This is a genomic window from Pantoea sp. SGAir0184 (assembly GCF_043544755.1).
Map to the genome: position 1 here is coordinate 384,549 of NZ_CP028051.1, position 26,882 is coordinate 411,430.

Here is a 26,882-nt window from a genome sequence, read left to right on the forward strand (position 1 = left end):
CGGGCAATGACTCTTCACTCTTTGTCACTGATTCACTGAGGCCTTCATGCAAAGCACACTCAAGCATTTCAGGGTACTGACACTTGCCGCGGGTATTCTGGCGTCGTTTTCCAGCGCATCGGTTTTGGCTGCTCAGCTGGTCATTATGCAAAACGAACCGCCGCGCAGCATGGACCCGGGCAATCAGACCGCGACCTTTACCGGCACGGTGCTGGACCCGATGTATGAAGGCCTGACGCGGCTCGGTGACGATGGCAAAATCATGCCGGCCCTTGCGCTCTCCTGGCATGCCGACGACAGCGGACTGCACTGGGAATTTACGCTGCGTCCCAACGTTAAATTCCACGATGGCACGCCATTTAATGCCGATGCGGTCGTTGAAAACTTTCAGCGTCATCTGGATACGAAGCGCGGTCTTGCCGGAAGTGGGAAAATTCGCACCTTTATTCAGGACGTGCAGAAAAAAGATGACTTAACCGTCACCTTTACACTGAAGAAAATTAATCCGGCGTTTTTAACCGTGCTGGCCTCCGGTCCGGGATTAATGGTGAGTCCACAAGCTGACAAAGCCGGCACGATCAATAATAAAGCCGACGGTACCGGACCCTATAAACTGGCGCAGTATAAATCCGGTGAATTTGTCCTGGAGCAGAAGAATCCGGACTATTGGGGCAAGTCTGCCGGGCCGGACGAAATAAAATGGACCTGGAGCAGTGAGCCGTCAGTCATGAATATGGCGCTGCAATCCGGTCAGGTCGATATTATTAACCCGGTGCCGCCGCAATTTGCCGGCATGTTAAAAAATAATCCCGGCGTGCAGTTAAAACAGTCGCCGGGCGCGGCGGTATTCTGGATCGATCTCAATACGCAGAGTAAAGCCCTCAGCGATGTCAGAGTACGCCAGGCGCTGAACTTCGCGACCGACCAGCAGGCGCTGGTAAAAGCGGTGATGTTTGGTTATGCGCAGCCGGCCAATTCCCCACTGGCGCCGGTCGATGCCAACTACGACAAAGCGTTGCATGACTATCCATATGATGTGCAGAAAGCCAAAGATCTGCTTAAGGCAGCGGGCTATGCCGACGGCTTCGCCATGTCGATTGCCGTGCAGGCACCTGACGCACGCACCGCGCAGGTTCTGCAGGGTATGTGGAGCAAAATTGGCGTCAAACTCAGCGTGCGCCAGATGGAGAGCGGCGTATGGGCCAAAGCGGCGTTTGCCGATGCCAAAGAGAAAGCCGCGCAGGGGACGGACGCGGTGCTGGCGTCCTGGTCCTCGGGGCTGTACGGCTCGGATCTGCAGTTGCGTCCGCTATATCACAGCAGCAGCTTTGCGCCCGGCGGGGCTAACCTCGGCTTCTTCAGCGACAAACGTACCGATGAGCTAATCGACAGCGCCGCCTCCACGCTCGACGATGCCCAGCGCAAAGCGCTCTATTTCCAGGCACAGCAGCGGATCAGCGGACTCGCCCCGCAGGTGCTGCTCTACTATCAGGACGATCTGTATGCGACGCGCAAAAATATCAGTGGCGTGACGATGCAACCGGGCGGCCAGATTGTGGTCCGTGATGCCGTGAAGAAATAGTGCTGATGGCTGATTGATATGAAAGCGTATGTCGCAAAAAAGATGCTCTCGCTGCCGTTAATTATCTTCGGTGTGTCGATCATCGTGTTTATCGCCATCCGCGCGCTGCCGGGCGATCCGGCACGCCTGATGGCCGGCCCCGAAGCGCCGCAGGAAGCGGTGGACAGTATGCGCGTGCGCCTCGGGCTGGATCAGCCTTTGCCGCTGCAATACGTCAGGTTTGCCGGTGAAGCGCTGCATGGCAATCTCGGGCTGTCGCTGCAGTCGCAGCGTCCGGTGATGACCGAAATCAGCGAACGCCTGCCGTACACGCTGTCGCTGGCGGCGCTGGCGTACCTGCTGGCGATTGCCATCGGCGTGCCGGCGGGCATGACCGGGGCCATTTACCGGCAGCGGATTCCCGATCAGATCGTCATGGTACTGACCATTGCCGGTGCCTCGATTGCGAATTTCTGGCTGGCGTTGCTGGCGATGAACTACTTTGCGGTACAGCTCGGCTGGCTGCCGCTACTCGGCGCTGATTCGTGGCGCAACTATGTGATGCCGACCGTGACGCTGGCGATTCTCCCGATGGCGATGATCGCGCGGATGACGCGCTCCAGCATGCTGGATGTGCTCAGTCAGGACTACATCCGTACCGCCAGAGCCAAAGGATTATCGTCGGCCAGCGTTAACTGGAAACACGCGCTGCGCAATGCGCTGATACCGATTGTCACCATCGTCGCGCTGAATTTTGGCAGCCTGATCGGGGGGGCAGTGGTCACTGAGTCGGTGTTTAACTGGCCGGGTATTGGCCGCCTGCTGGTGGATTCGGTGAAATACCGCGATTATCCGGTGATTCAGGGCGTAACGTTAGTGGCGGTAACCGGCGTGGTGTTGATGAATCTGGTGGGTGAGATAGTGATTGGCTTGCTCAACCCGAAAATAAGGTTCGACTGATGAACAGTTTCGACACGTCTCTCCAGCCGCCGCCCGCGCGCCGCCGCCGCCAGATCGTGAGGTTTTTGCTTGGCAACCCTTCCATCACGACCGGAGGCGGGCTGGTGCTGCTGGTGGTACTGGCTGCCCTTTTCGCACCGCTGATCACTCACTGGGATCCCATCGAGCAGGATCTGTTGAACACGTTGCAGGCGCCTTCCGCTGCCCACTGGTTCGGCACCGATGATTACGGCCGCGATATTTTTGCCCGCGTCATTTATGGCGCGCGCATCACGCTGTTTGAAGTCAGCCTCAGCGTAGCCATCTCGATGGCGATCGGCATTCCTCTGGGCATCATCTCGGGGCTGGCTGGACGCAAAATTGATGCGCTGATCATGTGGCTGATGGATATTATTTTCGCCTTCCCCGGCATCGTACTGGCGATTCTGATTGTCAGCGTGCTCGGCGAGGGGCTGACAAACATGCTGATCGCCATTTCGTTGTTCTCGATCCCGGTGTATGCACGTCTGAGTCGCAACCTGACGCTGGGACTGAAAAATATGGAGTATATCGAAGCGGCGCATATGCTTGGCGTGCGATACCCGCGCATTATCACGCACTATATTCTGCGCAACGCCATTGGCCCGCTGATTGTACAGTCGACGCTGACGGCTGGTGCGGTGGTGCTTTCTGCCGCCAGTCTGTCGTTTCTCGGGCTCGGCGTGCAGCCGCCGATGCCGGAGTGGGGCACCATGATGAGCGATGGCCGCAACTTTCTCGGGCTAAATATTTACGTCTCCCTATTTCCTGGACTGGCGATTTTGATTACCGTGCTCGGTTTTAATGTGCTGGGCGACGGCCTGCGCGATGTAATGGATAAACGTTTATGACTCACCCGCACTCAACTGTGATCTGCCTCGATTTGGGCGGCTCCTTTATCAAGCTTGGCGTGATGGATGCACAGGATCGGCTAACCCTGCTCGATCAGCAAAAAATCCCGGCGACGGACTGGCAGGCATTTTGCGCCAGAGTCAGCGAGATGATCGCCGGGCAGCATAACCATTTCAGCAGCCAGGCGGCTGTCGCCATCTCCACGGCGGGGATCGTGGCACCGCAAACCGGCGAAATGTTTGCCAGCAACATCCCGGCTTTTCACCGGCGTAATCTGGCGCGGGAACTGGGTGAGGTGCTGCAGCGGCCGGTGATCGCGCACAACGACGCCGACTGCTTTGCCCTGGCCGAGGCGCTGGCCGGCAGCGGCAAAGGGCACAAAGTGGTGTTTGGCGCGATTCTCGGTTCCGGCGTGGGCGGTGGTCTGGTGGCGGACGGCCGCATTATCACCGGACAAAACGGCCTGACCGGCGAATGGGGCCACGGGCCGATTACCCTCACGGAAGTGACGCTGGCGCATCGTCGCGTGCGCGTGCCGCGCCAGGCGTGTCCGTGCGGCCAGACAGGGTGTCTGGACACCTACGGCGGCGCGCGCGGACTGGAAACGCTGCATCAGGTGCTGCACGCTGAAAGCGCCAGCAGCGTGGAAATCATTGCCCGCTGGCAGCAGGCAGAAGCGCGGGCGCAGCAGACGATAGAAGCCTGGCTGCAACTGGTAAGCGAGCCGCTCGCCTACACCATTAACATTACCGGCGCGTCGCGGGTGGCGGTAGGCGGCGGCCTGGCTTCGGTCACCCCGCTGATTGCTGCGCTTAATGATGCGGTGCAGCGCTGCGTGTTGCGCAGCACAGCGCATGCGCTGGTGGTGCCGGGCGAGTTTGCCCATCAGGGCGGCATGGTGGGCGCGGCGCTGCTGGCGCGGCAGGCGCTCAGCGCGTCCTGAGCTTTTGCCCTTTCGCCCGTTGCTGGTGCTTTTCGGTTACCGTGTTGCGCTCAAGACTTCGTTGAACCCGATTCAACCTTAAATGCGCTAAGCTTGACGCGCTAAAACCCGCAGCAAAGAGGCTGGTGAACAGACACTGTCGCCAGCCTCTTTGCTGTTTTTTTCACCTGCGGTACGGAAAAAAACATGTCATCAGTACAACCTCAACTCTCTCAGCTTCCGGACGAGGCCTCGCTGCCGCGTCACAGCGTGCCAAAAGCGCTGTTCGCGCTGGGCACCGGTGGATTTGCCATCGGCACCGGTGAATTTGTCATCATGGGCCTGCTGCCCGATGCGGCGAAAGGCCTGAACGTCACGATTCCTGAGGCCGGCCATCTCATCAGCATTTATGCCCTCGGCGTAGTGATTGGCGCGCCGCTGCTGGCTATTCTCGGCGCGCGGGCTTCACGGCGTAATTTCCTGATGACGCTGATGGGCCTGTTTGCGCTGGGTAATCTGCTGAGCGCTGTCGTACCGGGCTACCCTGCGATGCTGGTGGCCCGCTTTCTGGCGGGCTTTCCGCACGGCACCTTCTTTGGCGTTGCGGCGCTGGTGGCGGCAGGACTGGTGGAGCGCGCGCGGCGCGCGCAGGCGGTGTCGATGGTGCTGCTGGGATTAACCATCGCCAATCTGATTGGCGTACCTGCCGTTACCGCCATCGGCCAGTGGTTTGGCTGGCGTGATGCGTTTGCCATCGTCGGCGGACTGGCGCTGCTGACGCTGTTACTGGTGTGGCTTTGGGTTCCCAATGTGGCCGGTGACAAGCAGGCCAGTCCACTGCGCGAGCTCTCGGCGCTGACGCGCAAGCAGGTTCTGCTGACGCTGGCGATTGGCGCGATTGGCAGCGGCGGCATGTTCTCGGTATTCAGTTACGTTAAACCCACCATGATGGAACTGGCCCACCTGCCGGAGAATCTGGTGCCGGCGATACTGGCGCTGTTTGGTCTTGGCATGATTATCGGCAACCTTGTCGGGGGACGTCTGGCCGATCGCGGGCTGGAGAAAACCATCCGCATTGTGCTGGTGTGGTCGCTGCTGGTATTGAGCGCGTTTGTCTTCGCGGCGCATTATGCGCTGGCGGGGGCGCTTAACGTGATGCTGGTCGGTACCATGGTGGCGCTGGGAAGCGTACTACAGATCCGCCTGATGGACGTGGCCGGTGATGCACAAACCCTCGCGGCCGCGCTTAATCACTCAGCGTTCAACATTGCCAACGCGCTGGGGGCGTGGCTCGGCGGCATCACCATTTCCGCCGGGCTGGGCTGGCAGTCCACCGGCTGGGTTGGGGCCATTCTGTCCGTGCTGGGGCTGCTGATTCATGCCGTTGCGGTGCGCGATGCGCGCCGGACGCCGGCGCTCGCCATAAAATAATTTTTACCGCGCGGGAATAAACGCCGCGCTGGTTCGTCTTATGCCCACTTTCCCTTACTGAGTTGGCTAAGATGAACTTTAAACCTACGGTCAGACATCTGCCGTTGTTACTGCTGGTGGTCATTATTCCCGGATTACTGCTGGTGCTGTTTCTTGCTGCAGGCGGCTGGCTGACGCCGCAGCGCCTCAGTGCGCAAAGTCTGGTGCAGTCGCTGCAGCAAAACAGCGGTGTGCATCCGGGATACCGGCGCAATCATGCCAAGGGCGTGTGCGTTACCGGTGATTTTACCTCCAGCGGCAACGCGGCGTTTCTGTCACGCGCCAGCGTTTTCCAGCCGGGTACGGTGCCGGTGATTGGCCGCTTTGCCATTGCCGGCGGTAATCCGCACGCGCCGGACTATGGCGTGCCGGTGCGCAGCCTGGCGCTGGAATTTCAGCTGGCGCACGGCGAGCAGTGGCGTACCGGCATGAACGCGCTGCCGTTTTTCCCGGTCAGTACGCCGCAGGCTTTTTACGATCAGCAGCAGGCCAGCCGGCCGCTGCCGCAGACCGGCAAACCTGATGCGCAAAAGCTGATGGCGTTTACCGTTGCCCATCCCGAAGTTAAACCGTTCTTTGCCTGGGTGAAAACCCATGTGCTGGCCGCCAGCTGGGCACAGGAGCAGTACAACAGCCTGAATGCCTTCCGTTTTACCAATGCGCAGGGGGAAACGCGCTTTGTGCGCTGGAGTCTGGTGCCGCGTACGCCATGGCAGCCGATTAGCGCCGCTCAGCAGAAGCAGCCGGATTATCTGCAGAGCGACCTGCACGACCGGCTGGCGACCGCACCGCTGAAGTGGGATCTGGTGATCAGCGTGGCTCAGCCCGGCGATGCGGTGAACGATGCCAGCAAGGTGTGGCCAGCCGATCGGCAGCAGGTTGTCGCCGGTACGCTGACGCTGCGCGACAGCAGCCCGCAACAGGGCGGCAGCTGCAATGACATCAATTACGATCCGCTTATTCTGCCGCAGGGCATCAGCGGTTCGGACGATCCGCTGCTCAACGCGCGCTCCGCCGCTTACGCGAAATCTTTCAATCTGCGCACGGCTGAACAGGCGCGCCAGCAGGAGAAAAAATCATGAGTCACCAGACAACCCTGTTTCATCCGCTGCTGCGCATCGTACACTGGTTGATGGCGCTGGCCGTGCTGACCATGCTATTTATCGGCGTGGCGATGGTGGCGGATATCTCGGCTGCCCATTCACTGCTGCTGGCGATACACAAACCGCTCGGCGTGGTAATCGCGTTGCTGGTGGTCGTGCGTATCGGGCTGCGGCGTTACTATGGTGTGCCCGCCATGCCCGCGTCGGTGCCGGGCTGGCAGCAAACGGTGGCACATTTGACCCATCTGGCGCTCTATTTACTGATGCTGGCGCAACCGCTGGTAGGCTGGGCAATGCTGTCGGCAGGCGGGTTTCCGGTGACAATTGGCGAGGGGCTGGTGCTGCCGCCGCTGCTGCCGGTTAGCGTGGAAAGTTATGCCGTGCTGCGCCCGTTACACTCGCTGCTGGCGTTTAGTCTGTTCGCGCTGATCCTGGCCCATCTGGCTGCCGCGCTGCTGCATGGTCTGATTTTACGGGATGGCGTGCTGAGTAGCATGACCGGCCTGCGCCGGGTGCGAGAGCAAAAATAATGTCTGCATTGAGCGATGACGAAATCCGCGCATTACTGCCGCATTTGCAGCGTTTTGCGCTGGGGCTGACGCGTGAGCGCATGGCCGCTGAGGATTTGGTACAAAACACGCTGGTCAAAGCACTGGACGCGGCGCGCGATGACACGCGCAGTCTGCGTGCCTGGCTATTTTCCATTCTCTGGCATCAGTTCATTGATGGCGAACGGCGCCGTAAGCGCTGGCAGGCGATTATGACGCTGTTCAGCCGCGCCGAGTCCTTTGCCGAGTCGGCTGAGCATCACGCCATCGCCGATGAGATGCTGGCGCTGTTCGCCCGTCTGCCGTCTGACAGTCGCGCATTGCTGCTCCTGGTTAACGTGGAAGGCATGCGTTATCAGGAAGCGGCTGACACGCTGGACATTCCGCTGGGCACCGTGATGTCACGGTTGTCGCGGGCGCGAAAACAGTTGCAGCATATGACCGAAGGCCTGCCGGCCCCGGTGACGTTGAGGAGATTAAAATGAATATCCCGCCCGATGAGAACCAGTTGCACGCCTGGCTGGATGGTGAACTGGATAGCGCCAGCCATCAGGCCGTCAGCGTCTGGCTGGCGCAGCATCCTGACATCGCCGCCCAGGTTGAGGGCTGGCGTCAGGACAAGCTGCGCTTGCAACAAAGCCTGCAGCGCAACATGGCGCGAACCGCCTTTACGCCACTGCAACCGGCACAGCTACGCCAGCGGCGCGCGCGGCAGCGTTATCAGCGGCTGGCGCTGGCCTGCTCGCTGGTGCTGGCGTTGGGGATCGGCAGTCTGTCCGGCTGGCAGATGACTGAACGCTTACAGAATCACCCGTTACCGATGGAGGATGCGGTACAGGCTTACCGGTTATTCGGCGATGGCGCGCAGCAGGCGACGATGGACATTAGCACCCATCAGACGACACAGCTGGCCAGCTGGCTGGGCCGCTATTTTATCAACGGTACGCTGCCGCCCAATCTGGAGCGCTTTGGCTATCAGCTCATCGGCGCGCGCCTGATGGCGAATGAGCATGGCGCCTCGGCGCTGGTGCTGTATCAGACCGCCAGCGGTACGCGCGTTGGCTGGTACATCCGCCCGCAAACCGTGCGGCTGGAAAAGGGGTCGCGCCAGGCGGACAATCTGGTGGCGCAATACTGGAGCGATCGCCACTATAACTATGCACTGGTGAGCCCGATGAGCGGGGAAGCCGCACCGGCACTGCGTGCTGCGATAGGCAGCGAAGTGGGCTGATTCATTTGCCTGCCAGCTTTGCCTGCAGGAACGTCATGAATACCCGATTGATCTCGCTGCGCTGGCGATGCTGCGGATAAAGCGCATTGAGGTGCAGCGAGGCCGGATGCCAGTCATCCAGTACCGTCACCAGCTCACCTCGCGCCAGCGCCGGAGCCACGATAAACTCCGGCAGCAGGATCAGCCCCAGCCCGGCGACGGCCGCATCACGCAGCATTTCTCCGTTATTGCTGACCATCGGTCCCTGTACCGCCAGTACTTTGCGCGTGTCGCCCTGAAACAGCTCCCAGCCGGTCTGGCTTTCACGTCCATAGCGCAGACAGAGATGCTGCAGTAGATCCTCCGGCTCACGCGGTGCGCCGGCGGCCTGCAGGTAGGCCGGGCTGGCGCAGATCACGCGGCGGAATTCGCCCAGCCGTTTGGCGATCAGGCTGGAGTCCGGCAGCGTGCCGATGCGGATCGCCATATCAAAACCCTCTCCAACCATATCCACATGCCGATCCGCCAGTTCCACCTGGAACTGGATACCGGGATGCTGGCTCAGGAATTCGGCGATATAAGGGGAAAGATGGCTGATGCCGAACGACATCGGCACGCTGAGACGAAAACTGCCGCGCAGCACCTGACGACGACCAGACACCGCCAGTTCGGCTTCCTGCACATCATCCAGAATGCGCTGCGCATGCTGGGCAAACAGCTGGCCGTTGTCGGTAACGGACAGTTTGCGCGTATTGCGATTCAGCAAACGCGCCCCGAGTGACTCTTCCAGCGCGGCGATGCGCCGGCTGACGTACTGCTTGGAGAGCATCAGCTGTTCAGCCGCAGCGGTAAAGTTGCCCGCTTTGATTACGGCGACGTAAATTCGGAGATCTTCAATCTGCATATTGTCCACTTATCTGTGACAGTCATTGTCATACAGGCGCATTGTTGGGCAAATCAGTTTACGTATACTGGTCAGCAACGGGAAGGGCCTTCGCCCTCCAGCTAAAAATTTTAGGAGCAGACCATGATTGAACAACGACTGTCCGAACAACGTGGCTTAGGCGATCACGGCTGGCTGCATTCACGCCATACCTTTTCGTTTGCCAGCTACTGGGACCCACAACAGACCGGTTTCTCCGATCTGCTGGTGATTAACGATGATCAGGTAGCACCGGGTCGCGGTTTCGGTGCGCATCCGCACAACAACATGGAGATTATCTCTTACGTGCTGGAAGGCGCGCTGGAGCATAAAGATTCCATGGGTACCGGTTCGGTTATCGTGCCCGGTGACGTGCAGCTGATGAGCGCCGGTAGCGGCGTAACGCACAGCGAGTTTAACCACTCGAAACAGGACAATGTGCACTTCCTGCAGATCTGGATTGTGCCGGCAGAACGCGGTACCGAGCCAGGTTACCAGCAGGTGTCAGTGGCAGAGGCCGACAAACGTGGTCAGCTGCGCCTGATTGTTTCGCCACAAGGCGACAACGGCTCGCTGCGCGTACGTCAGGATATGCGTATTTACGCGGGACTGTTTGACGGTGCTGAGCAGCAGACGCTGGAACTGGCTAACGATCGCTATGCTTATATTCACGTGGCGCGCGGCAGCATTGAAGTGAATGGCGTGAGCTTCAAAGCCGGCGACGGCGCGCGCGTACGCAATGAGACGGCGCTGCAGTTCGCCAACGGTAACAATGCTGAAGTGCTGGTGTTTGATTTACGACCAGTAGAAGTTAATCATCCGCAGCGTTAATTCATTGCGCGGTAAGTCATCGAGGCATGGCGTGAACCTTCACGCCATGCCTTTTTATTTGGCTTAAGGTACGAATAATAACCAGCACCTGGCAGGTCCGGCATAAAATAGGAATTTTTACCTTCCACAAAAATGCAAAGCCCCTTAAATTTGCCTCCAGGATAAGCACGCTACGCCAGGTATTTGGCGGCTAAACAACAAACAAAGTTAACACTATTACATTCCATTAGAATTAATGGTAATGAGGATTTTGATGGTTTTAAAACGCAGCTTTAATATCGCAGTGGTATTGGTTTTAGCCTTTTCTGTAACGGCTTGTGGCATGTCTCATCGTGGCCGCAACACCGCCATTGGCGCTGGTGTAGGTGCGGTAGGCGGCGCCGTTCTGACCGGCGGCAGCACCTTCGGTACCCTCGGCGGCGCGGCTATCGGCGGCCTGATTGGTCACGAAGTCAGCCGTTAATTCCACCGCTACTCAGGATTTCGCCAGCCGGAATGCTGGCGAAATCATTTCACTTCATAACCTGCCGTCAATAGCCCCGCGTTGAAATATTCATCGGCCAGAAATTTCTTTATTTAATCCGGCCATCAATTATTACCGCTACCGCTTAAAAAATATTAATCGATCTGTAGCTGATGAATCATCAGAGCGGCGCGTGCGGCTTCTTTGCCTTTTTTAATAAAATGTTCGGTATAAAACGCTTCAATCGCATCGACCGGCTGAAAATTGTGCGGAGTGAGTGATACCGAAAACACCGGAACATTGGTGGCGAGCTGTACATTCATCAGGCCATCGACGACGGCCTGCGCGACAAAGTCATGGCGATAGATGCCACCGTCGACCACCAGCGCGGCGCAGACAATCGCATCAAATTTGCCGGTTTCGGCCAGGCGTTTAGCCAGCAGCGGCATTTCAAACGCGCCGGGTACGTCATAGCTTTTTAATGTATTTTCGACGCCTTGTTCGGTCAGTTCCTGCTCAAATCCCACCAGCGCGTTGTTCACGATCGCCTGATGCCATCCTGCTTTAATAAAAGCCACACGAAACTTATTCATAATGCTTCCATGATTAGCTGAAAAATTTATAAGTGAATAATAAAAAAGTCTTTTTTATCATCTGCCCGCTATCCGTCTGGTATACCATATGTTGCAATTTTGATCCACAACGCGGGCAGCGCAGTTAACGTGCTGCTTGACGCCAGCCAGCGCCTGCAATACAAATAGACGCGTCGGGGGAGTCTCGCCTGAGAGACTGAGAGGCTAATAGCGCACTGCGCGGCTTAGCGACCCTTTGAACCTGACCCAGTTGATACTGGCGTAGGAAGACTGACGGCTCATGTGCAAAGCCGTCTGGCGCAAAGGCGAGCCCGATCGCTGGCGTCGATTCCCTTCACCTGTATCTGCGGGTCTCAGTTATCACTGAGAGGCCGATGTGAATTTCCCAGATTATTTACCGGAACGTGATTCATGAGCCGCTGGAGCGTGCTCGGTAGCGGCGTGTCCGGGCTTTGTGTTGCCACGCTACTGGCTGAGCGCGGCGAAACCGTCGAGGTCATTGATGATGAAGCGCGTCAGCCTGCCTCGTGGTTTGCCGGTGGCATGCTGGCGCCGTGGTGTGAAGCTGAAAGCGCGCCAGCCGACGTAATTACCCTCGGCCAGCATGCTGCGGCATGGTGGCAAACGCGCGTCAGCAGCGTGGTGCATCAGGGTACGTTAGTGCTGGCACCGCCGCGTGATAACCCGGAGTTAAACCGCTTCGCGCGCATGACGACGGCGCATCAATGGGTTGATCCGGCGTCGCTTGAACCGGCGCTGGAAAACCGGTTTGCGCGCGGACTGTTTTTCCCGCGCGAAGCACATCTCGATCCGCGCCGTGCGCTGGCTGAACTGCGTGACAAACTGCTGCAGCGCGGCGTCCGCTTTGATGCGCGCCAGCCATCGGGCCGGATCATCGACTGTCGCGGTATCCATGCCAGAGCGCAGCTCTCCGGCCTGCGCGCGGTGCGTGGGGAAATGCTGATCCTGCAGAGTCATGAGGTGTCATTTTCCCGGCCGATTCGTCTGCTCCATCCGCGTTTTCCCTGTTATCTGGTGCCGCGTCGCGACGGCCACTTCATGCTCGGCGCCACCATGATCGAAAGCGACGATGCCAGCGCTATCAGCGCGCGCGCCATGATGGAACTGCTCAGCGCGGCCTACACCCTGCACCCGGCGCTGGCGGAAGCGCGCGTCAACGAAAGCGGCAGCGGTCTGCGTCCGGCATGGCCGGCTAATCTGCCGGAAATCCACTATCACAACGGTATTTTTTATCTTAACGGCATGTATCGTCACGGTTTTCTGCTGGCACCAATGATGGCAGAACAGCTGATGCAGCGCCTGTCCGGGGAGGTTAGCCATGAATATTCAGCTTAACGGCCGCACCATCAGCACTGAGGCCAGCAGCCTCAGCGAATTGCTGATCGAACAGCAAATCGATGCGGTCTGTGTTGCCACCGCCTGCAATGGCGATTTTGTGCCGAAAAGTCAGTATGCCAGCCTGCAGTTGCAGGAAGGCTGGCAGCTGGAAGTCCTGTCACCGATGCAGGGAGGCTGAGCGATGTTTTACGATTTTACACCGCAGTCACGCTTGCTGCTCGGCACCGCAGGCTACCCTTCACCGGCGATTTTGCAGCAGGCGATCGCCGCATCCGGCAGTGAAATTATCACTGTCAGCCTGCGCCGCGAAGGCACGGCGGGCGCGGCTTTTCGCGAGCTGCTGACGGGCCTGAATGTGCGCGTGCTGCCCAATACCGCTGGCTGCCACACGGTCAAAGAGGCCGTCACCACCGCGCACATGGCGCGCGAGTTGTTTAACACGCCGTGGATCAAGCTGGAAGTGATTGGTCATGCCGACACGCTGCAGCCCGATCCGTTCGCGCTGGTCGAAGCGGCACGCATTCTGTGCGCCGACGGCTTCCAGGTGTTTCCCTACACCACGGAGGATCTGATTGTCGGTGAAAAACTGCTGGCCGCCGGCTGTGAACTGCTGATGCCGTGGGGCGCGCCCATCGGCTCCGGCCAGGGACTGCGAAATATTGACGGGCTGCGGGCGATGCGAGCCTGGTTCAGCGATATTCCACTGATCATTGATGCCGGCATCGGCGCACCGTCACAGGCAGCGCAGGCTATGGAGATGGGCTTCGATGCCATCCTGCTCAATACCGCCGTGGCGAAAGCGGGCGATCCGGTGGCGATGGCGCGCGCGTTCAGCCAGGCGATCGCCGCCGGGCAGGGCGCGCGCGATGCCGGGCTGATGGAGAAGCGTGATATGGCCGTGGCCTCAACGCCGATCTTCGGCCTCGCTAACCTGAACTAAGGAGCGCGCAATGGAACGCTACCAACGCCAGATGATGCTGCCGGAAATTGGCGTCGTCGGGCAGCAGAAACTGGCTCGCGCCCGCGTGCTGGTAGCCGGTGCCGGTGGGCTGGCCGCCACGCTGCTGCCTCAGCTGACGGGCGCGGGCGTCGGTCAGCTGTGCCTGTACGATGATGATCAGGTCGCGCTGCATAACCTGCATCGCCAGACGCTGTTCACCCTGCAGGATGTGGGTCGCAGCAAAGCTGTGGCGGCGCAGCAGGCTTTGCAGCAGCGCAATCCTGAGGTGCAAATCGAAGCGGTGCCCGAGGCGCTGAGCGCCAGCAATATCGCGCAGGCGCTGACGGGGTGCGATCTGGTGATTGATGCCGCCGATAACTTCGCGGTGACTTACCAACTGTCTGATGCCTGTTTCCAGGCAGGCATACCGCTGATCAGCGCCTCGGTGCTGGGTCGTCAGGGCTATGCTGGCGGTTTTTGCGGCGGCGCGCCGAGCTATCGTGCGCTGTTTCCGCAGCTGCCTGCTTCCGCGGCTAACTGTAACACCGCTGGCGTGATGGGCCCGGCCGTGGCGGCGCTGGGGGCGATGCAGGCGCAGATGGCGCTCAGCGTACTGCTCGGGCTGCAACCCTCACCGCTCGGCTGCATGGTCAACTGTGACTTCGTCAGCTGGCACTTTCGTTCGTTCCGCTTTGATGCGGCACAGGAACCGGCCCAGCCCGGCGTGCCGTTTATTGATGCTCACCTGTTACAACCCGGAGACTGCATTGTGGAGCTGCGCAGCTGCGAAGAGGCGCCCGCCAGCGTGGCCGAACGGGTTGAGCGCGTGCTGCCGCACGAACTGGACGCCTGGCAGCCACCGGCGGATCGCCGCATCGTACTGGTCTGCGCCAGCGGCATCCGGGCAGCGCAGGCGGCCAGCGCACTGGCGCAGCGCGGCTTTAGCCACCTGGCAATTCTGGCGGCGCGGCGGCCATGACGCAGGACATCCGCTTTGACCAGGTGAGCTTTGCCTGGGGCGAAAAACAGCTATGCGATCGGCTCAATCTGCAACTGCGCGGCGGCAAAACCACGGTGCTGCTGGGCTGCAGCGGCATTGGTAAAAGCACGCTGCTGCGTCTGGTGGCCGGCTTAGTGCAGCCGCAGCAGGGCAGCCTGAGCGGTATTGCGCAGCACGTGGCATGGATGGGGCAGCAGGATCTGCTCTATCCGTGGCTGACGGTGCTGGAGAACGTGATGTTGACGGCGCGTCTAAGCGGTGCGAAGCCGGACCGCGTGCGGGCGCACCACTTGCTGGCACAGGTGGGACTGGAAGACGAGGCGCAAGCCGCGCCCTCACAGCTCTCGGGTGGCATGCGGCAGCGGGTCGCGCTGGCGCGCACGCTGTATGCGCAGCGCGAGCTGGTGCTGATGGATGAGCCATTCGCCACGCTGGATGTGATGACCAAACACCAACTGCAAACGCTGACCGCGACGCTGCTGCGCGGCAAAACGGTGCTGCTGGTGACCCACGATCCGCTGGAAGCCTGCCGTATGGCCGATGACATTCTGCTGTTGCACGGCCAGCCGCTGCAGATGACGCACTGGCCTGTGCCGAACGGTACGGTGCCGCGCGCGCTCAATGATGCCGGACTGCTGCAGGCGCAGGCCGAACTCTTTTCCCGACTGAATTCCTATGAAAAAGCTGAGTAGTGGTATCTACCTGATCGCGGTGGTGCTGGGCGTGTGGCTGCTGGCGCGCCACAACGGCGTACCGGCATTTCTGCTGCCGGCACCGCAGGCGGTGCTGGAGGCTCTGTGGCAAAAGCGGCAGCTGCTCGCGCATCACGCAATGTTTACGCTGGCGGAAATTGTGCTGGCGCTGCTGCTGGGCGTCGGCGGTGGCGTGGTGCTGGCGGTGCTGATGGCTTCCAGCCCGCTACTGCGTCGGGTGCTGTTTCCGCTGGTGACGGCCAGCCAGACCATCCCGGTATTTGCGCTGGCCCCGCTGCTGGTGCTGTGGCTGGGTTTTGGCATCGCGTCAAAAGTCGTGGTGGCGGCGCTGATTTTGTTTTTCCCGCTGTGCCTGTCGCTGTTCGACGGTTTATGCCGTACGCCTGCCGGCTGGCTGGAGCTGGCGCAAACGCTGTATCCCTCGCGCTGGCGAATTTTCTGGCGCGTGCGCTGGCCGGCTGCGCTGCCGCAGTTTTTCGCCGGCCTGCAAATGGCGGTGGTGCTGGCACCCATTGGGGTGGTGATCGGCGAGTGGGTCGGTGCCAGCGAAGGGTTGGGCTACCTGATGATGCAATCCAACGCGCGGCTGGAAACGGCCACCAGTTTTGCCGCACTGCTGCTGTTAATGAGCCTGGCGCTGCTGCTCTCAGCGGCCGTGGCGCTGGTGCGTAAAAAATTTCTCTGGCAATCATACTAAGGAACTTGAGTGAACAGACTTCTTCGTGCCATCGCTTCGTTACTGCTGCTGGCCACCGTCAACGCGCAGGCAGCCGAAAAGGTGCGGCTGCTGCTCGACTGGTTCATTAACCCAAACCACACGGCGATCTTTGCCGCTCAGTACAGCGGGGCGTTTAAACAGCAGGGGCTGGATGTCGAGATGATCGCACCGGCGGATTCCGCGTCGGTACCGCTGTTGCTGGCGGCAGGCAAGGCGGATCTGGCGATTAGCTATCAGCCACAGCTCTATACGCTGGTGGACAAGCAGGTGCCGGTAATCCGGGTTGGCACGCTTATTAACCAGCCGCTGAACACCCTGACAGCCGTATCGGGCGATATCCACAGTATTAAAGACTTCGCCGGTAAATCGATTGGCTATGCGATTCCCGGCGCGGAAGATGTGGCTATCCGCAACATGCTGAAATCGCAGGGCGTCGACGTTAACAGCGTGAAGCTGGTAAATCTGAATATGGACGCCGTCTCCGCGCTGCTGACGCATAAAATTGACGGCGCGCTGACCATCTTCCGTAACTACGAGCTGCTGGATTTGCAGGACAAAGGCGCAAAGCCGGTGTCGTTTAAACCGGAAGATTACGGCGTGCCGGCCTACGATGAGTTGATCATTCTGGCCAACAGCAACACAGCGGCAAACGATCCTCGCATCCCGGCATTTCTGCGTGGGCTGGATGCGGGCATCGCCTGGCTGCGCGCTCATCCGCAACAAGCGTGGCAGGCGTTCATTAAGCGTTATCCTGAACTGGATACGCCACTCAATCATCAGGCCTGGCAGGCGACGCTGCCTTATTTTGCAACGCACAGTGCGGAATTCAATCAGGCGCGTTATCAGGCATTTGGTGAATATATGAAAGCCAACGGGCTGATCACCACCGTGGCGCCGCTGGCGCGCTATTCACTGTAATTCGTCCGCTTGCGCCGTTTTCCCTGGCCGGGAGAACGGCGCGCGTTGACATTGCGTGCGGCCGGGGGACAAACGGAGACCCGCATCCCCGGTTTTCGGAAAATACTGGATTTCTGTGACTGTTATCACTGCGCGGGTAACGCTAAAATAAATACTTCTCATTTAGCAGAAGGTTTTTCGTCACGATGTTTTCGCGTTTCACACTGGCCACGTTAACGGCCACACTCCTGCTCACCGGTTGCGCGCGTCATGCTGCCAGCGACAGCAGCGCTGATGCTGCCGCCGCAGAAGCCCCGGCTACTGCTTCCGCTCCGGTCGAAAACAACGACAGCGCTTCGCCGTTTGCCAGCGGACCGACCGTCATCAATGTCTCCCATCTGGTGACGCGCACCGACGATGGCTCATCCGTGTACGTGACGGTGGATGGGCAGGAAGCCGGACTGCTGCAAAAGGGCGAGAGTAAAGAGCTCCGCGTTCCGGCCGGTAAACACCAGATTGGCGGCTACGTGCAAACACTGTTTGGTTTTGGCAAAGTGACCATTCCTGCGGTCGATGTCACCACAGACACCAATGGCCCGAAAAACGTGGTCTATTCCGTTACGCGGCAAAAACCGCAGTTCAGCGAAAGCGCTGCCACGCCAAACAACTCCTGATTGACTGCGGTGCGGGTCAGATGTCGGCACCGTTGATCGGAGTCTGGGGCAGGGCGTAATGCGCTCTGCCTGAACGGTCAGATAATTAAGTCGACATGCTGGCCACCCGGCATCTTTACACCCAGCGTCAGCTCTCCACCCAGTGCCTCAATGTAGCGCTTCAGCGTGGAAATTTTTAACTCTGCGCCACGCGCTTCCATCGCCGCCACAGATGACTGGGCAATGTGCATGGCCTGCGCTTGCTGACGCTGAGTCCGCTGCATCTGCTCACGTAATTGGTAAAGCTGGTATTCCAGACGCATCTGGCTGACGCGTTCATCGACCTGATGTTGCTGTTCGGGCGTCAGCGCCGCCAGCATCTCATCCAAGGTTTTCATTATGAGTTTCCCCGATTGCGTTCAGATGATAATGGTATTCGGTTTCGGCAATGCGAAGCATCTGCTGATAGAAACGCTTCTGATTTTTACCCTGTTTGTTGCCGGCACACAGCACAATCGCATGGCGGCGCGGATCGAAAACAAAAAAGCTGCGGATGGGACGACCTTTACTTTGCACGCGTAGCTCTTTCATATTGGGCACCCGCGATAACATCAGGGTATCAACGAAAGGGCGGCCGAGGTGCGGACCGTCCTGCGCCAGAAGCTTCATGGCGGCAAGCACATCGAGACGCAACGCTTCATCCTGAGCCTGCAACCATTTCCAAAACCGATCTGTTGCTTCAACCTGCCACACGATGCCATCCTTGATAGTCTGTAGTCTATTTTATCGTCTGCAGTCTATCAAGGCTCGCGGATTAAAAAATCCGTGACGGGGAATTTATCTCATCTTTCGAATCTGGCTCGCAAAAACAGCGGTAAAGCGCAATAAGCCATCAGTGCATCAGCGCATACACGACATCAATCGCGTTGATGGCCAGGAAGAACAGGATAATGTGGGTGAGAGCATTAACGGACATTGCTTTGGGTTGAGACATCATCAGTCCTGAATAATTAACGTGAATACAGTGAAGTAACGTTAAATATTACCTGTTAAGAATAAGATTACTATGCTGTGCCACGGTTATCAGAGGTGCCGGACGGCTGCGTTTTCATGCGCGGGTTCAGAAGGCGCAGCATTTCATTTGCTTGCGGCCGCGCGTCCTTAATTTTAAAGATAAATCGCAGGGGCATTCGCCTGATGGCTGGCCCGGATTGCGTGGCTAATGGCGTCGAGGCGCAGCGGTGAGATTAAATCGCCGGTAAGATTTGCGCCGTCAGAGTGCGTAAATGTTCACGCAGTAATTGATGTAAAGCGCGAATCGCCGGCGAGAATTGTTTGCGATGCGGGCAGATTAAATGCAGCGGCGTGCTTTCGCCTGGCAGCTGCGGCAGCACCCGTTCCAGCCGGCCGTGTCTGATATCGTCGCAGACATCAAGCCAGGATTTATAAGCAATCCCCATCCCGGCAATCGCCCAGCGGCGCGCCACTTCAGCGTCGTCGCACAGCAGCCGGCTTTTCACCGTAATCTGTCGCCGCATCCCTTCCTGCGGAAAAGTCCATTTATCATACACGTGACCGCCCATGACAAACGGCAGACAGTGATGCTGTGCCAGATCCTCGAGTTTTTCCGGACGGCCATGTCGATCGAGATAATTGGGTGCGGCGACCATCACACGGCGGTTTTCTTCCGCCAGCGGTAGCGCGACATAGCTGCTGTCCTCCAGCTTACCGTAGCGAATGGCGATATCCACCGGATCGCGGAACACGTCACTCACCTGGTCGGAAAACGAGAGACGCAGCCCGAGCGCCGGATGCGCCCGGCAAAATTCTGTCAGCAGCGGCAGAATAATATGGCGGCCGATGTCAGACGGCAGAGCGATTTTCAGCTCGCCGCTCAGGGCATCGTCGTGGCTTTGCAGGCTTTCCGCACCGGCGTGCATCAGCGCCAGCATCTCCTGCGCGAACGGCAGATACTTTTCGCCTTCCGCCGTTAAACGCAGGCTGCGCGTCGATCGCGCAAACAGACGGCGATCGAGATCGCGCTCCAGCCGCTGAATGGCGGCGCTGACCTGACCGGGCAGCAGGTTGGCTTCGCGCGCTGCGCGGGAAAAGCTGCCCAGCGCGGCAGAGCGCACAAACAGGGTGACATCTTCTAAACGAATCATCGACGTTCTCGCCATTATCGGGATTTTCACTCTACGAGTGAAAGTGTTGTCCTGCAACAGGCATTTTTCCCGGTGCGATGTCTGGCTATGCTGCTGTCAACACCCTGAAAATATTCACTCACCTGGAGCCTGTTGCATGAAAGCGATTGTTTATAGCCAAAACGGTTTACCGATTTCAGATGAAAATGCGTTATATGAACTGGACGTGGCGAAACCGCAGCCAGGCGCACGCGATCTGCTGGTAAAAATCAGTGCGATTGCGGTTAACCCGGTTGATACCAAAGTGCGCGCTGGCGCCCCGACAGACACGCCGCGCATTCTCGGCTGGGATGCGGTGGGCGTGGTCGAGGCGGTGGGCAGCGATGTCACGCTGTTTCAGCCCGGCGATGAAGTTTACTACGCCGGCGACATCACACGCGCTGGCAGCTATGCCGAGTACGGACTGGTGGATGAACGCATCGCCGGACTCAAGCCGCGCACGCTGAGCGACGCCGATGCCGCCGCGCTGCCGCTGACGTCACTTACCGCGTGGGAACTGCTGTTCGATCGCCTGGAAATTGATGCTGCCGATGAAGGCACATTGCTGATCATTGGCGCGGGCGGCGGCGTGGGTTCGATGCTGACGCAGCTGGCGCGCAAACTGACCCGACTGACGGTCATTGGTACCGCCTCTCGCCCGGAAACCGCCGACTGGGTGCGCTCGCTGGGTGCCCATCATGTTATCGATCACCAGCGTCCGCTGGGCGAGCAGCTGGCAGAGATTAGCCTTAAAGAGGTGCGCTACGTGGCTTCACTGACCCATACCGACAGCTACTATCCGCAGTTGATCGATGTGCTGGCTCCGCAGGGCAAACTGGCGCTGATTGACGATCCGGAAACACTGGATGCGGTGCCGCTGAAGCGCAAAGCCATCTCGCTGCACTGGGAACTGATGTTTACCCGCTCGCTGTTCCATACCGCCGATATGCAGCGCCAGCATCAGATTCTGCAGCAGGTGAGTCAGCTGATTGACGATCAAACCCTGCAGACCACCGCTGGCGAGCATCACGGCAGCATCAGCGCGGCCAACCTGCGTAAAGCGCATGCGCTGATTGAAAGCGGTCGCGCACGCGGCAAGATTGTCCTCAGCGGCTTTTAAGTCATTAAAACACGTAAGGTTAACCGTCCGTCAGCCCGGGCGGTTATGGTAGCGACTTTGCTATTTATCTGCGCTCCGGCGCAATCTTCAATCAGGAGACTCTCATGACCCTTAATGATGCGGTTGCCCGCCGTCACACCGTAAAAGCTTTCTCTGCGGGCAAAACGCTGCCGCAGCAGGAGATCGACACGCTGCTTAACCTGCTGCGCAACAGCCCGTCATCGGTTAACTCGCAGCCGTGGCACTTTGTTGTCGCGTCGACTGCGGAAGGGCGGGAAAAGATGGCGCAATCCACCAGCGGCGCGTTCATTTACAACAACCCTAAGGTGCTGAACGCCTCACACGTGATTGCGCTGTGCATGCGCACCGATCTGGATGAAGCGCACCTGCAAAATGTGCTGGCGCAGGAAGAGAAGGACGGGCGTTTTGCCAAACCCGAAGCCAAAGCCGGTCAGGATAAGAGCCGCCGCAGCTATGTGGATATGCACCGTTATGAGCTGCGCGACGTGCCGCAGTGGATGGAGAAACAGGTCTATCTGGCGCTGGGCGGACTGTTACTGGGCGCAGCGATGCTCGGCATTGATGCCACCCCGATGGAAGGCTTTGATGCGCGCGCACTTGACCAGGCGCTGGGCCTGCGTGAACAGGGCTTTACCAGCGTGGTGCTGGTTTCGCTTGGCTATCGCAGTGAGGAAGATTTCAACGCTACGCTGCCGAAATCGCGTCTGCCGCAGGACGAAATTTTCACCTTTATCTAAGGGACTTAACCAGGTGCGCACCTGCGCACCTGCGCGCTCAACGTGGGAACCGCAGGCAGAAACGGGTGATGCCGTGTTCGCTGCTCACCGTGCAACTGCCCTGATGCAGTTGCATGATGCCGCGCACGATCGACAGACCCAGTCCGCTGCCGCCCTGCTGGCGTGACGCATCGGCGCGCCAGAAGCGGTCAAACAGGCGTGCCTGCTGCGCCTGACTTAGCGTCGGCCCCTGATTTTCCACCACCAAAAGCACGGCGTCTGGCTGCGTGATACTGGAGACGTGAATGGTGCCGTCGCGCGTGCCGTAATGCAGCGCGTTAGCGATCAGATTCGCCAGCGCGCGCTGTAACAACTGTGAATCGGCGTGCAACTCACCGTGAAGCGAGATGACAAGCTGCATGCCATGCTCTTCCGCCATGCCCTCAAAATAGTCACTCAACCGCTCACCCAGCGGGGTCAGATCGATGCGTTGCCTGTCCAGCGCCTGGCTGGCGTCTGCGGCTTTGGCGAGAAACAGCATGTTATCAATCATCTTCGCCAGCCGCTCCAGCTCCGCATAATTGGAACCCAGCAGCGTTTGATACTCGCTGACGCTGCGCGGCTGGTTTAGCGCCACTTCCGTCTGGCCAAGCAGCGTGCCAATCGGCGTGCGCAGATCGTGTGCCATGTCCGCTGAGACCTGGCTAAGTTGCTGATAACCTTGCTCCAGCCGGCTCAGCATCTGGTTGAGCGCCGCCAGCAGCGGTTGCAGCTCGCCTGGCGCACTGGTCAGTTCAATGCGATGCGACAGCCGCCGCACGTCGATCACCCCAGCTTCCGCCGCCAGCCGGCGCAGCGGCGTCAGGCCGTGGCGCACCAGCAGCACACTGATCGCGGCGACCAGCAGCGCCGCCAGCGCGGTGCACAGGATAATCTGGTGGCGATAGCCGGTGAGGGTCTGCGTGCGGTCGCTCATCAGGCGACCGGTAATGATTTCGATCTGGCCGCTACCATCGCGCGTTGGCGTTAACGCGGCGGCGGCAATAAACGGCGTGCCGTCCGCCGCCTGCTGATGGTGGACCGATTGCAGGGTTAACGGCTGATCGGCGGCGACCGGCGTAATGGCTGGCACCGGACGCCCGCCAGGATTGATCACGATCAGCGGCGGCTGGCCGGGAAAGCGCAGCACCAGCAACGATTCGGTATTACCCAGCATATTGGCGAACAGCCGCGGCTTCTGCTGAATCAGCGTCAGCGCATCTTCATCGCGCAGCAGTGTGCGCATTTGATCGATGCGCGTCAGCAGGGCTGCGTCATCGCGCACGCCGATCTGCTTCGCCAGTGCGTGATACAGCGCCATGCCGCTGAGTGTAAAAATGACCACCACCGTAGCACTGAGCAGTAGCGAAAGGCGGACGGCGAGCGAGCGGAGTTTCATGTTTCAGCTTCGCAGCGATAACCGACACCGTGCACGGTATGAATTAATGGTCGGTTGAAAGGGCCGTCAATTTTCTGCCGCAGCCGTTTTACCGCCACATCCACCACGTTGGTGTCGCTGTCAAAATTCATATCCCAGACGCGCGACGCAATCACCGTGCGTGTCAGTACCTCGCCGGGATGCAGCAGAAACAGATGCAGCAGATTGAACTCTTTGTTGGTCAGGTCGATGCGCTGTCCGGCGCGCTCGACCCGGCGACGGGCAATATCCAGCTGCAGATCGGCCAGCGTCAGGATGTCGGGTAGCTTCTGCTGGCTACCGCGCCGCAATTGGGTGCGCACGCGCGCCAGCAGTTCGGCGAAGGAGAAGGGCTTGACCAGATAGTCATCGGCACCCAGTTCCAGCCCTTTGATGCGATCTTCCACCGTGCCTTTGGCGGTGAGGAAAATCACCGGCGTTTGCAATTGCTTATCCAGCTGCGCCATCACCTCCCAGCCATTGATGCCGGGCATCATCACATCCAGCAGAATCAGATCGTAATGGTGCTCCTGCGCATAAAACAGGCCATCCTGACCGTTTTCCGCCACGTCGACGATAAAACCGGCCTCGGTCAATCCTTTGCGCATGTAATCACGCGCCCCGGCTTCATCTTCTATCACCAATATTTTCATGCGATCTCCCGGCAGTGGCGGCCGCTTGCTGATGGCGGGCAGTATAACGCGGGTTAGCATAGAAAACCGAGGCTGAAAGCGGCATGAGCCCCTGATGACAAAATCATTACAGAGCGTTAAGTAAAACTTAATGGCGCGACAAATTTCGCTAACTCATTAACATATATAAGAATTTGCTCTGCATTATTGCGCGCTTTTGATGGTGGTGTCAGCGGCATCGTGTTATTACAAGGTTAAAACCTGTGAGATAGCCTGCCGGAGAGCATCATGAAAAAGCGTTGGTCTTATGCCTTACTGTTGTCACTCAGCGCCCTTAGCCAACTGGCTGCGGCGCAGCAGACGCTGCGTTTTGGCGTCGATCCCACTTTTCCACCGTTCGAATCCAAAGCCAGCGATGGCTCGCTGCAGGGTTTTGATATTGATCTGGGCAATGCCATCTGTGCGCAGGCCAAAGTGAAATGTCAGTGGGTACAGATTGGCTTTGACGGCAGCATTCCGGCGCTGCAGGCGAAGAAATTTGACGCCATTCTGTCGGCGATGTCGATGACGGAGAAGCGCCGCGAGCAGGTGGCGTTCAGCGATATGCTATATATCACGCCCAGCGCGCTGCTGACGCCTGCCAACAGCACGCTGACGGCGGACATCAGCACGCTGCGCGGGAAAAATATCGGCGTCGCGCAGGGCACCATTCAGGAAACCTACGCCAAAACGAAATGGGCTCCGCAGGGCGTCAACGTGGTCTCGTATCCGAATCAGATGGAGATCTATCCGGATCTGGTAGCGGGTCGACTCGATGCCAGCCTGGCGAATGCGGTTTCGGCCGAGCAGGGCTTTCTCAACACGCCGGAAGGCAAGGGCTATGTCAATAAAGCCACGCTGGTGGATAAAGCATTATTGGGCAACGGCGTGGGTATCGGGCTGCGTAAAGGCGATACGGCCAATCTTACCTTAATTAACGATGCGCTGGCCGCGCTGCACAGCAATGGCACCTACGACCGGCTGGCGCAGAAGTACTTTAAGGTTAAGGTTTATCCCTAATTGCCGGCCGATTTGCCTTTATAACGCACAGGAAAATCATGTCTTTACTCCCTGATTATACCCAGCAGCGGGCGCGATTCCTGGCCGCCGTCACGCGCCAGCACGGCGCGCTGACTGCCTATCGCCATCCGCTGACCGCGCCCGACGGGGCCGCGCTGTACACCGACGTTGCGGTGATCGGCGATCCGGCGGCTCCCAAACGCATGCTGATTCTCTCCGGCACACACGGTGTGGAGGGCTATTACGGTTCAGACAGCCAGATCGCCTGGCTTGATAGCTTCGATGTCGCCGCGTTACCGCCCGACTGCGCCCTTGTGCTGGTCCATCTGCTGAATCCATGGGGCGCTGCGCATCTGCGGCGCGTCAATGAAGACAATATCGATCTCAACCGGAATTTCATCGATTTCAGCCAGCCCGCACCCGCTAATCCGCACTATGCGCTATGGCACGATCTGTATCAGGGCGACCGCGCACATGCCGATCGGCTGCTGGCGGAGACACTGCAGCAGTCAGGCTGGCCGGCGCTAAAACGGGTGGTGGAAGCGGGCCAATATCAGGCAGCAGATGGCCTGTTTTATGGCGGGCAGCAGCCGGCCTGGTCGCACCGCACGCTGCACGCCATCGTCGAACAGCACCTGCGTCAGGCGCAGGTCATCCTGAGTTTCGACCTGCACACCGGTGCCGGCGCGTGGGGCCATCCGATGCTGCTGGCGATTGCGGAGCAGCGCTATCCGGCGCATCACTGGGGCAAAAGCTTATACGATGAGTGGCTGACGCTGCTGTTCACCGGCAGCGGGCGCGACAGCGACACTGGCGTCACGGCGACCGCCACCGGCTATGTCTCGCAGTTTCTGCTGACCTCGCTGCCTGACACGCAGCTGCTGCCATTGGTGGTGGAGTGTGGCACTTATCCGGGCGAAGAGATGCACCGCCGGGTGCGCGACGATCACTGGCTGCATCTGCAGGGCGATCCGGCAAGCCACGCCGGACGCGCGCTGAAGCAGCAGCTGGTGGAGGGGTTCTGGCCCGCCGATGAGGACTGGCGCGCCTTAACTGCGTTTCGTACCCAACAAATTTTCCTGCGCGGCTGGCGCGGGCTGGTGGCTTACAACCGGCCGTAAAAGGTCATGCGCGCGGTTTCGGACAGTGCGATACCGGGCTGGGTGTTGTAGGCCAGCACCGCCAGCATGCGCGTAACATCACCTTCGGTGGGTGTCACGCGGTGCAGCGAATTGCGGCCGCGAAACAGCACCAGATCGCCGGCATCGATCTCCAGCGCCTCAACCGGCTGGCGCTGATCGAGCACGGCGGCGACGCCGTCGTAGTTCATCTCGCCGGCGTCCGCATCGCGCAGATCTTTCACGTACTGAAACACACCGCCAGCGTGCGGTTTCTGCACCAGCAGCGTGATGGCGAAAGAGGAGTTATCAAAGTGCCAGCCCAGCTCCTGGCCATCAGGTGCGTAATGCAGATTAATCGACGATAGCGGGTCGGCGTACGGATACAGCGCCTCCTCGTCCAGCACATCACACAGAAAGCGTTTAAACAGTTCGTCATTGTACAGCTGACGCAGCGGCGATTCCGCCGCAATCACATCGTCGGTAATGCAGCCTTTGGTGCTGATCACGTCACGATTGCGCGGATGATCGGCACGGTACGCCTCGTTCGGCTTCAGCAGATAGACGTTGTGCTTGCTGACGGTGTGGTAAGCCAGATGGCGCTGGGCCAGCCCGTCAGCCACGATCGCCTGCAGCGCAGCCGGTTGCAAAAACTGACGCAGCACCAGCGCGCCGTGTTGCTCCAGCTGCTGGCGACAGTGCCGACGCCAGTCGGCGTCGGCCAGTGGGTGCAAATCAAATCGAATCAAAGCAGACATCGCGGTGGTTCTCTGAGTTGGCAGGTGTAGAGACTGTAACGGCCTGATATGTTGATGCCTAACGATAAATATTTAACGCCTTGCTA

31 protein-coding genes and 1 riboswitch are annotated in these 26,882 nt (G+C 59.1%); of the genes, 23 read left to right on the top strand and 8 right to left on the bottom strand.

All coding sequences use genetic code 11. The features are described from left to right. Positions 1 to 46 precede the first annotated feature (46 nt). From C1N60_RS21875 to C1N60_RS21915, 9 genes are all read left to right on the top strand, one after another. The gene (locus C1N60_RS21875; protein WP_059009281.1) at positions 47 to 1,582 is read left to right on the top strand and encodes an ABC transporter substrate-binding protein; all 1,536 of its coding nucleotides are present in this window, start codon (positions 47 to 49) and stop codon (positions 1,580 to 1,582) included. An 18-nt stretch (positions 1,583 to 1,600) separates the two neighbouring features. After that, complete coding sequence (locus tag C1N60_RS21880) at positions 1,601 to 2,521, top strand: ABC transporter permease (RefSeq protein WP_238562156.1); 921 nt, start codon at positions 1,601 to 1,603, stop codon at positions 2,519 to 2,521. Beyond that, entirely contained in the window at positions 2,521 to 3,390 is an 870-nt protein-coding gene (locus C1N60_RS21885) for an ABC transporter permease (RefSeq protein WP_150058888.1), read from the top strand. Before C1N60_RS21880 ends, C1N60_RS21885 begins: the two co-directional genes overlap by 1 nt. Beyond that, the gene (locus C1N60_RS21890) at positions 3,387 to 4,334 is read left to right on the top strand and encodes an ROK family protein (RefSeq protein ID WP_132463284.1); all 948 of its coding nucleotides are present in this window, start codon (positions 3,387 to 3,389) and stop codon (positions 4,332 to 4,334) included. The genes C1N60_RS21885 and C1N60_RS21890 overlap by 4 nt, the downstream gene beginning before the upstream one ends. A gap of 186 nt (positions 4,335 to 4,520) precedes the next feature. Then, on the top strand, positions 4,521 to 5,744 hold the full coding sequence (locus C1N60_RS21895; protein WP_059009278.1) for an MFS transporter: 1,224 nt from the start codon (positions 4,521 to 4,523) through the stop codon (positions 5,742 to 5,744). A gap of 71 nt (positions 5,745 to 5,815) precedes the next feature. Further along, positions 5,816 to 6,865, top strand: coding sequence for a catalase family peroxidase (locus C1N60_RS21900; protein WP_394521781.1), 1,050 nt, complete (start codon positions 5,816 to 5,818; stop codon positions 6,863 to 6,865). After that, positions 6,862 to 7,416, top strand: coding sequence for a cytochrome b (locus C1N60_RS21905; RefSeq protein WP_021508913.1), 555 nt, complete (start codon positions 6,862 to 6,864; stop codon positions 7,414 to 7,416). Before C1N60_RS21900 ends, C1N60_RS21905 begins: the two co-directional genes overlap by 4 nt. Then, positions 7,416 to 7,919 carry a sigma-70 family RNA polymerase sigma factor gene (locus tag C1N60_RS21910; RefSeq protein ID WP_394521782.1) on the top strand — a complete coding sequence of 168 codons (504 nt, stop codon included), beginning with the start codon at positions 7,416 to 7,418 and terminating at the stop codon, positions 7,917 to 7,919. Before C1N60_RS21905 ends, C1N60_RS21910 begins: the two co-directional genes overlap by 1 nt. Beyond that, positions 7,916 to 8,665: an anti-sigma factor family protein gene (locus tag C1N60_RS21915; RefSeq protein WP_394521783.1), complete on the top strand. Its 750-nt coding sequence runs from the start codon at positions 7,916 to 7,918 to the stop codon at positions 8,663 to 8,665. Before C1N60_RS21910 ends, C1N60_RS21915 begins: the two co-directional genes overlap by 4 nt. A 1-nt stretch (position 8,666) precedes the next feature. Here the strand turns inward: C1N60_RS21915 and C1N60_RS21920 are convergent, their stop codons facing one another. After that, on the bottom strand, positions 8,667 to 9,548 hold the full coding sequence (locus C1N60_RS21920) for a LysR family transcriptional regulator (RefSeq protein WP_394521784.1): 882 nt from the start codon (positions 9,546 to 9,548) through the stop codon (positions 8,667 to 8,669). A 123-nt stretch (positions 9,549 to 9,671) separates the two neighbouring features. Between C1N60_RS21920 and C1N60_RS21925 the strand changes: the two genes are divergently transcribed. Together C1N60_RS21925 and C1N60_RS21930 are read left to right on the top strand one after the other, a co-directional pair. Continuing rightward, positions 9,672 to 10,397, top strand: a complete 726-nt coding sequence (locus C1N60_RS21925; protein WP_021508917.1) for a pirin family protein — start codon at positions 9,672 to 9,674, stop codon at positions 10,395 to 10,397. A 253-nt stretch (positions 10,398 to 10,650) separates the two neighbouring features. Continuing rightward, entirely contained in the window at positions 10,651 to 10,860 is a 210-nt protein-coding gene (locus C1N60_RS21930; RefSeq protein WP_031279978.1) for a glycine zipper 2TM domain-containing protein, read from the top strand. A gap of 155 nt (positions 10,861 to 11,015) precedes the next feature. On the opposite strand, the gene C1N60_RS21935 is transcribed toward C1N60_RS21930, so the two are convergent. Further along, entirely contained in the window at positions 11,016 to 11,453 is a 438-nt protein-coding gene (locus tag C1N60_RS21935; protein ID WP_104093410.1) for a 6,7-dimethyl-8-ribityllumazine synthase, read from the bottom strand. A 165-nt stretch (positions 11,454 to 11,618) separates the two neighbouring features. After that, a riboswitch (TPP riboswitch) is annotated at positions 11,619 to 11,738 on the top strand. Positions 11,739 to 11,864: 126 nt separating this feature from the next. On the opposite strand from C1N60_RS21935, the gene C1N60_RS21940 reads away from it, so the two are divergent. The 8 genes from C1N60_RS21940 (at position 11,865) to C1N60_RS21975 (ending at position 17,754) form a co-directional block, all read left to right on the top strand. Next, positions 11,865 to 12,809, top strand: a complete 945-nt coding sequence (locus C1N60_RS21940; RefSeq protein WP_394521785.1) for an FAD-dependent oxidoreductase — start codon at positions 11,865 to 11,867, stop codon at positions 12,807 to 12,809. Next, positions 12,793 to 12,990 (top strand): sulfur carrier protein ThiS, encoded by a 198-nt coding sequence (gene thiS / locus C1N60_RS21945; protein ID WP_127834999.1) that lies wholly within the window; start codon positions 12,793 to 12,795, stop codon positions 12,988 to 12,990. The genes C1N60_RS21940 and thiS overlap by 17 nt, the downstream gene beginning before the upstream one ends. Before the next feature lie 3 nt (positions 12,991 to 12,993). Next, complete coding sequence (locus C1N60_RS21950) at positions 12,994 to 13,752, top strand: thiazole synthase (RefSeq protein ID WP_010615680.1); 759 nt, start codon at positions 12,994 to 12,996, stop codon at positions 13,750 to 13,752. Between the two features lie 10 nt (positions 13,753 to 13,762). Further along, entirely contained in the window at positions 13,763 to 14,731 is a 969-nt protein-coding gene (locus C1N60_RS21955; protein ID WP_394521786.1) for a HesA/MoeB/ThiF family protein, read from the top strand. Further along, entirely contained in the window at positions 14,728 to 15,444 is a 717-nt protein-coding gene (locus C1N60_RS21960; RefSeq protein WP_021508922.1) for an ABC transporter ATP-binding protein, read from the top strand. Before C1N60_RS21955 ends, C1N60_RS21960 begins: the two co-directional genes overlap by 4 nt. Further along, positions 15,428 to 16,162, top strand: a complete 735-nt coding sequence (locus C1N60_RS21965) for an ABC transporter permease (protein ID WP_058776076.1) — start codon at positions 15,428 to 15,430, stop codon at positions 16,160 to 16,162. Before C1N60_RS21960 ends, C1N60_RS21965 begins: the two co-directional genes overlap by 17 nt. A gap of 9 nt (positions 16,163 to 16,171) precedes the next feature. Next, positions 16,172 to 17,101 carry an ABC transporter substrate-binding protein gene (locus C1N60_RS21970; RefSeq protein WP_394521787.1) on the top strand — a complete coding sequence of 310 codons (930 nt, stop codon included), beginning with the start codon at positions 16,172 to 16,174 and terminating at the stop codon, positions 17,099 to 17,101. 185 nt (positions 17,102 to 17,286) lie between these two features. Beyond that, the gene (locus C1N60_RS21975) at positions 17,287 to 17,754 is read left to right on the top strand and encodes a hypothetical protein (protein WP_058759022.1); all 468 of its coding nucleotides are present in this window, start codon (positions 17,287 to 17,289) and stop codon (positions 17,752 to 17,754) included. Between the two features lie 77 nt (positions 17,755 to 17,831). Here C1N60_RS21975 and C1N60_RS21980 read toward each other — a convergent pair whose 3' ends face one another. The 3 genes from C1N60_RS21980 to C1N60_RS21990 form a co-directional block, all read right to left on the bottom strand. Continuing rightward, positions 17,832 to 18,131 (bottom strand): helix-turn-helix domain-containing protein, encoded by a 300-nt coding sequence (locus tag C1N60_RS21980; protein WP_021508926.1) that lies wholly within the window; start codon positions 18,129 to 18,131, stop codon positions 17,832 to 17,834. Continuing rightward, positions 18,115 to 18,486, bottom strand: coding sequence for a type II toxin-antitoxin system RelE/ParE family toxin (locus tag C1N60_RS21985; RefSeq protein WP_088517388.1), 372 nt, complete (start codon positions 18,484 to 18,486; stop codon positions 18,115 to 18,117). The genes C1N60_RS21980 and C1N60_RS21985 overlap by 17 nt, the downstream gene beginning before the upstream one ends. 494 nt (positions 18,487 to 18,980) lie before the next feature. Continuing rightward, complete coding sequence (locus tag C1N60_RS21990) at positions 18,981 to 19,898, bottom strand: LysR family transcriptional regulator (protein WP_278708198.1); 918 nt, start codon at positions 19,896 to 19,898, stop codon at positions 18,981 to 18,983. Between the two features lie 136 nt (positions 19,899 to 20,034). On the opposite strand from C1N60_RS21990, the gene C1N60_RS21995 reads away from it, so the two are divergent. Continuing rightward, positions 20,035 to 21,036, top strand: coding sequence for a zinc-binding alcohol dehydrogenase family protein (locus tag C1N60_RS21995; RefSeq protein WP_394521788.1), 1,002 nt, complete (start codon positions 20,035 to 20,037; stop codon positions 21,034 to 21,036). 104 nt (positions 21,037 to 21,140) lie between these two features. Continuing rightward, on the top strand, positions 21,141 to 21,794 hold the full coding sequence (nfsB, locus tag C1N60_RS22000; protein ID WP_058770319.1) for an oxygen-insensitive NAD(P)H nitroreductase: 654 nt from the start codon (positions 21,141 to 21,143) through the stop codon (positions 21,792 to 21,794). Between the two features lie 37 nt (positions 21,795 to 21,831). Here nfsB and C1N60_RS22005 read toward each other — a convergent pair whose 3' ends face one another. Continuing rightward, positions 21,832 to 23,211 (bottom strand): heavy metal sensor histidine kinase, encoded by a 1,380-nt coding sequence (locus C1N60_RS22005; protein WP_394521789.1) that lies wholly within the window; start codon positions 23,209 to 23,211, stop codon positions 21,832 to 21,834. Further along, the gene (locus C1N60_RS22010) at positions 23,208 to 23,882 is read right to left on the bottom strand and encodes a heavy metal response regulator transcription factor (protein ID WP_104093403.1); all 675 of its coding nucleotides are present in this window, start codon (positions 23,880 to 23,882) and stop codon (positions 23,208 to 23,210) included. The genes C1N60_RS22005 and C1N60_RS22010 overlap by 4 nt, the downstream gene beginning before the upstream one ends. Positions 23,883 to 24,149: 267 nt before the next feature. On the opposite strand from C1N60_RS22010, the gene C1N60_RS22015 reads away from it, so the two are divergent. Beyond that, entirely contained in the window at positions 24,150 to 24,920 is a 771-nt protein-coding gene (locus tag C1N60_RS22015) for a transporter substrate-binding domain-containing protein (protein ID WP_394521790.1), read from the top strand. 38 nt (positions 24,921 to 24,958) lie between these two features. Then, the gene (locus tag C1N60_RS22020) at positions 24,959 to 26,041 is read left to right on the top strand and encodes a DUF2817 domain-containing protein (protein ID WP_394521791.1); all 1,083 of its coding nucleotides are present in this window, start codon (positions 24,959 to 24,961) and stop codon (positions 26,039 to 26,041) included. On the opposite strand, the gene C1N60_RS22025 is transcribed toward C1N60_RS22020, so the two are convergent. Beyond that, positions 26,026 to 26,796, bottom strand: a complete 771-nt coding sequence (locus C1N60_RS22025) for a HalD/BesD family halogenase (protein WP_394521792.1) — start codon at positions 26,794 to 26,796, stop codon at positions 26,026 to 26,028. The two genes, C1N60_RS22020 and C1N60_RS22025, sit on opposite strands and share 16 nt — an antisense overlap. Positions 26,797 to 26,882: the final 86 nt, after the last annotated feature.